Here is a 4500-nt window from a genome sequence, read left to right as displayed (position 1 = left end):
GGCCGGCCACCGAGCGTCGCGCTACGATCAATCCTTCGAGCCTGCCCGGGCTCGGTGACAGGCAACGAGACCTGCACCAGACCCGGGGCGCATCAAAGAACATCCGTGGCGGCGTTCTTGCAGGAAGTCGCTGTGGCGGTGTACTGCCGCGATCCCGGCGAATCACCACGGGCCTATGATCATGAACTCGCATCCGACGAATGTCCACAAACGACTGTCTATTTGTGACAAGCAAAGGCGAAGAGAACCGGAATTTGACAGAGCTGCAGCCCCCTCGGTCCGGCCCACCATCATAGACCATAAAGGACAGTGGGTGCGTCTCGTTGGTACACAAGTGCTGGACCGCCGGATGGAGCTGGGGCGCGGAGACCCGCGATAGCGCCGGCGTGGAGGGACCGGATGGTGCGCAAAGCCTGGGGGCAGGTTCGGGTCGGGCGAGCAGGGCGGCGGCACCGCGCCAAGCCCGGCGGGGACGATCAGGGGGGGCAGGACTAACACGGCGGGCAGGCTGTTGATCACGTTCGCCGGCACGGCGAGCGCCGGTTCAGCCGTGGGGCGACGCGGGCGTCAACCGCAGACGCATACGGTGGGCCAGCCGGATCCGCGCCGATCCGCGCAGTGCGGCGGCAGGTGGTGCTCGCCTCGTTCCGGTCGTCAAGGCGTCCGCGGGTGCCCGGCCCCGTCACGGCTGGAATCGGCTACTCGATCGGGTGACACGCGGACACGGGGGTGCTCGATGCGAATATTTCATGCTAACTTTCTGAGGGTATCTCTGGAGGTTCATGTGGTGATGCAGGTGGCCGGTGACGTGGCGGTGCCGCGGATGCTGGTGCTCGCCCGCGAGTCCCGGGGCATCACCCAAAAGCGACTCGCCGAGGCGATGTCGAAGCTGTCCGGGCCGGGCGGCGCGACCAGCCAGGGGTTCGTGTCCCGCGCAGAAGCAGGACAGCTGCCGGTCGGCGGCGAGCGGCTCGAGCTCTATGCGCGGGCCTTGGGGTATCCGACGTCGCTGCTGTGCATCAATGAGCCCGAGTTCGGTGCCGGAGTCGGCTTGGTACACCACCGGAAAAAGCAGACGACCTCGGCTGGTGACGTCCGCCGCATCCACGCCCTGCTCAACTTGACGAGACTGCAGGTCCGGTCTCTTCTGGCCGGCGCGCCCGCACCGTCGACGGCGCCGATTCCGCACATCGAAGTCGACGACCTGACCACCCCGGCCGACGCCGCGCGTCGGGTCCGCGCCGAGATCGGAGCGGCAACCGGTCCGCTGGACTCGGCAGTCCGTTTCCTGGAACACGCCGGTGTGCTGGTGCTCTGTCGCGACCTGGTCACGCCGGCGCAGGTGGACGCGGGTACGGAGACCGTGCCCATCGACGCGGTCAGCTGCTGCCCGCCGGGGGAGGACCCGCTGGTCCTGCTCAACCTCGGCACGCCCGCCGAACGACAGCGATTCACCCTGGCCCACGAGCTGGGACACATGGTGATGCACCACGTTCCGCACAAGGACCAGGAGAAGCAGGCCAACGCCTTCGCTGCCGAGCTGCTGATGCCGGCCAAGGTGATCCGGGCCGATCTGTCCGGTGGCCAGCTGAGCGTGCCGCGGCTGCTGGAGCTGAAGAAGCAGTGGAACGTCTCGATGTGGGCGCTGCTGCGCCGGGCCCACGTGCTCGGCATCCTCAGCGACTGGCAGTACCGAACGCTGGCCGTCGAGATGTCGACCCTTGGCTACCGCACCAATGAGCCTGGTGAACTCGCCCTGGACACCCCCAGGGCCGTCGACACGGTCATCGCCTGGCATTTACACCACGGTCGCACCCCCGACGATTTGGCTGCCCGCGCCGGCCTGCACGTCGGGGAGTTCACCCAGCTCTACCTGCACGACCCCGGTCCAAGCGGCCTCGCCCCGGAGCCCTTGTCTCATACGCTCACTGCCGGTGAGGACGCGCCATGACCGACGATATCGAGCCCGTTCCCGCGACCGCCGTCCCTCTGCCTCGGCCGTCGAGCGACCGGCTGCAGGAACGAGAAGCAGCGCTGCAGACGCTGGCCCGCCGGGAGGCTCCGGCCGGACCGGCCGGCCCCGTCGGCGCGCTGACCGACCAGGTCCTGCTGCACACGAGCGCGGTGATCGGCAAGGCCCTGCTGCCTGCCCTGCCTGCAGAGATCGGTGGCCTGGTGCTGGGTGGCAGCCAGGCCGGGCGCTGGATCACCCAGCTGCGCAAGGAGAAGTCCAGCCGGTTGCTGCTCATGGATCCCGAGGGCTACTGCGACGCCGCGGCCACCGAGGACGAACCGTTCGCCCTGCCACACGACGGTCTGTTCCCGATCACGCTGGACCAGCACCTGCAGGCGCAACGCGACTACGGCGCCAACATCGCGATGACCCCGACCGGCTACCTGCACGCCGGCGACAGCGACGCGTTACGCGCGGCCGTCCGCGCGGCAAGCGAGATCGATCGCGACGACGTGATCTTCAGCGTGCCGCTGGATATCGCCTGGTTCACCGACGAGCACATCGCCCACCTCATTGCGGTACTCGCTCAGCTCACGATGCCTAAGGCGGTCTTTCTCGGCGGCCAGTATGACCCGGTCGAACGCTATCGGCCCGTGGTGGTCAACCTTCGTCGTCTGGCCGCCGAGGCCGGTCACGTGGCGTTGTTCCGCACCGACCTCGCCGGGTTCGACGCCCTCAGTCACGGCGCCTTCGCCGCGTCCATCGGAAGCGGCGGCAGCGTCCGCCACATGATCCCCTTCGGACAGCGCGCGTTCTCCCGCAACACCGACGACCCCGCGCCGAGCATGCTGTTCGGCGACCTCATGTCCTGGCACAAGGGCTCCACCATCGCCGAACGCTACGGCCGGATGCCCGCTCCTGTCTGCCTCTGCCGGCCGTGTTCCGGGCGGCGACTGAACACCTTCCTGCGCCGCGACGACCAGACTGCCGCCCATCAGCACAGCATGTGCGCCTGGGCCTCCTGGGTCCCCGACCTGCTCGCCCAGCCGACCCTGCGGGACCGGGCGACCTGGTGGCGCACCCGGTGCGCATCGGCCGTCGCCCACACCGATGTCGTCAACACCCAGATCAAGCAGGCCGACGCCTTCACCACCCCTGACCCGGTGAAGGCTTGGGCGGACATGCCCGCATGGCTGACCGCCGACCAGCCCACTACACGCCGATCGAAGACCCGCTGACCTGCCGATACACCTCTTCGGCGAACCGCCATTGCACCGGCGCATGTCCAGCGTCGGTGAACGGCTCCGGCTCCACGAGCCTGGTCAGTTCGCCACGGGAGAACAGATAGACCCCGACGCCGTAGAACGCTGCCTGCACCTGCACCTGCGCATCCGCCAGGTCCTCCGGAGTCCGAGTGAGCATCATCGCGCGAGCGCAGTACGGGGTGAAGCGTCCCGCCTTCACCAGCCCATCCCGCCACTCCCGGGCCGTGACCAAGGCGAACCGTACTGTCAACGGCACGACCGCGCGCCGTACGACCCGGTCCCCGCGCACCTCAAGCACCCCTGACGGCGCTCGCCGCAGCAACCGCCGATCCCGAGCCGGGACCGATTCAAGCGCGACCGGAATCCCAGTCGGCAAGCCCAGCAAGGCATCGAGCATCCCCAGGTCGGTCACCGCGCCGTAGCCGCCCACGCGCCGACGTTCCGACTCGGTCTGATCGAGTTGGTAGGCGACTCCTGCCACGATGCCGAACATCCGCACTACGGCCGTCGGGCAACGGGACCACTCGGCGTCGCCTGGGCTCGCGGGCGGCGTGACGGCCGCAGCGCGGATGGCCTCGGCGAGCCCCGGGCGGCTCATCGCGCACCCGCATCAGCCAGCGTCAACTCGCTGGACAGCGTCCCGAGATGCTCCCAGATCGGACTGCTGCGACGCCGGTACCAGCAACGGCGGTCTCCGCCGACCTGACCGAGACGCTCCACCAGCCCCACAGAGATCAAATCCTTGATCGGTCCGTAGTACACGTTTGGCGACGCAGCACACGCCTCACCGAGCTGTGACAGGTTCACACCCTCGTCGCCTGCCTTCGCCAGCGCAACCAGCAGCTCCAGCTTGTAACGGTTGCCGAACAGCACCACCGACATCCGGCGCTCGGCAGGACACTCCAAGACCGCCATGGATTCATGATTCATGATTTATGATTCCTAGGCAAACCGACCGTCTCAGTCGGCCGGCTTGGCCGACTGCGAGGAGGTTCAAGATCTGCAGCCCGTAGCTGGAACGGCGGCACGCCGAAGGAGGTTCAACCGAGGTCGGAGCGCTAGCCTCGGTCAGCAAGCAGCTCAGTGATTCCGACCTCTTCCTGGGCGAGACGCGTGCCGCGTATCAGGTGCTCGGCGGCCCAGGCTCCAGGGCCGCAACGCCGCCCAGATTAAGGGCTTGAACAGCCTGTCAACGCTTCGGGAACCTTGACCCCGGGTGGTCTCTGGAAAATTGACCCCCTGTGCGGTGTTGTTGTCTAGTTCTGGTCGGTGTTCTGTTGC

4 protein-coding genes are annotated in these 4500 nt (G+C 67.7%); 2 read left to right on the top strand and 2 right to left on the bottom strand.

The features are described from left to right. The first annotated feature begins 790 nt into the window (after positions 1 to 790). Positions 791 to 1951, top strand: coding sequence for an ImmA/IrrE family metallo-endopeptidase (locus ACZ7OH_RS51815; RefSeq protein ID WP_470287725.1), 1161 nt, complete (start codon positions 791 to 793; stop codon positions 1949 to 1951). Continuing rightward, positions 1948 to 3192: a hypothetical protein gene (locus tag ACZ7OH_RS51810; protein WP_470287724.1), complete on the top strand. Its 1245-nt coding sequence runs from the start codon at positions 1948 to 1950 to the stop codon at positions 3190 to 3192. The genes ACZ7OH_RS51815 and ACZ7OH_RS51810 overlap by 4 nt, the downstream gene beginning before the upstream one ends. Here the strand turns inward: ACZ7OH_RS51810 and ACZ7OH_RS51805 are convergent. After that, positions 3167 to 3712 (bottom strand): hypothetical protein, encoded by a 546-nt coding sequence (locus ACZ7OH_RS51805; RefSeq protein WP_470287723.1) that lies wholly within the window; start codon positions 3710 to 3712, stop codon positions 3167 to 3169. The two genes, ACZ7OH_RS51810 and ACZ7OH_RS51805, sit on opposite strands and share 26 nt — an antisense overlap. A 101-nt stretch (positions 3713 to 3813) precedes the next feature. Next, on the bottom strand, positions 3814 to 4134 hold the full coding sequence (locus tag ACZ7OH_RS51800; RefSeq protein WP_470287722.1) for a hypothetical protein: 321 nt from the start codon (positions 4132 to 4134) through the stop codon (positions 3814 to 3816). Positions 4135 to 4500: the final 366 nt, after the last annotated feature.

The organism is Amycolatopsis sp. NPDC114478, from assembly GCF_055633805.1.
This window is presented reverse-complemented; position numbering and strand designations above follow the sequence as displayed.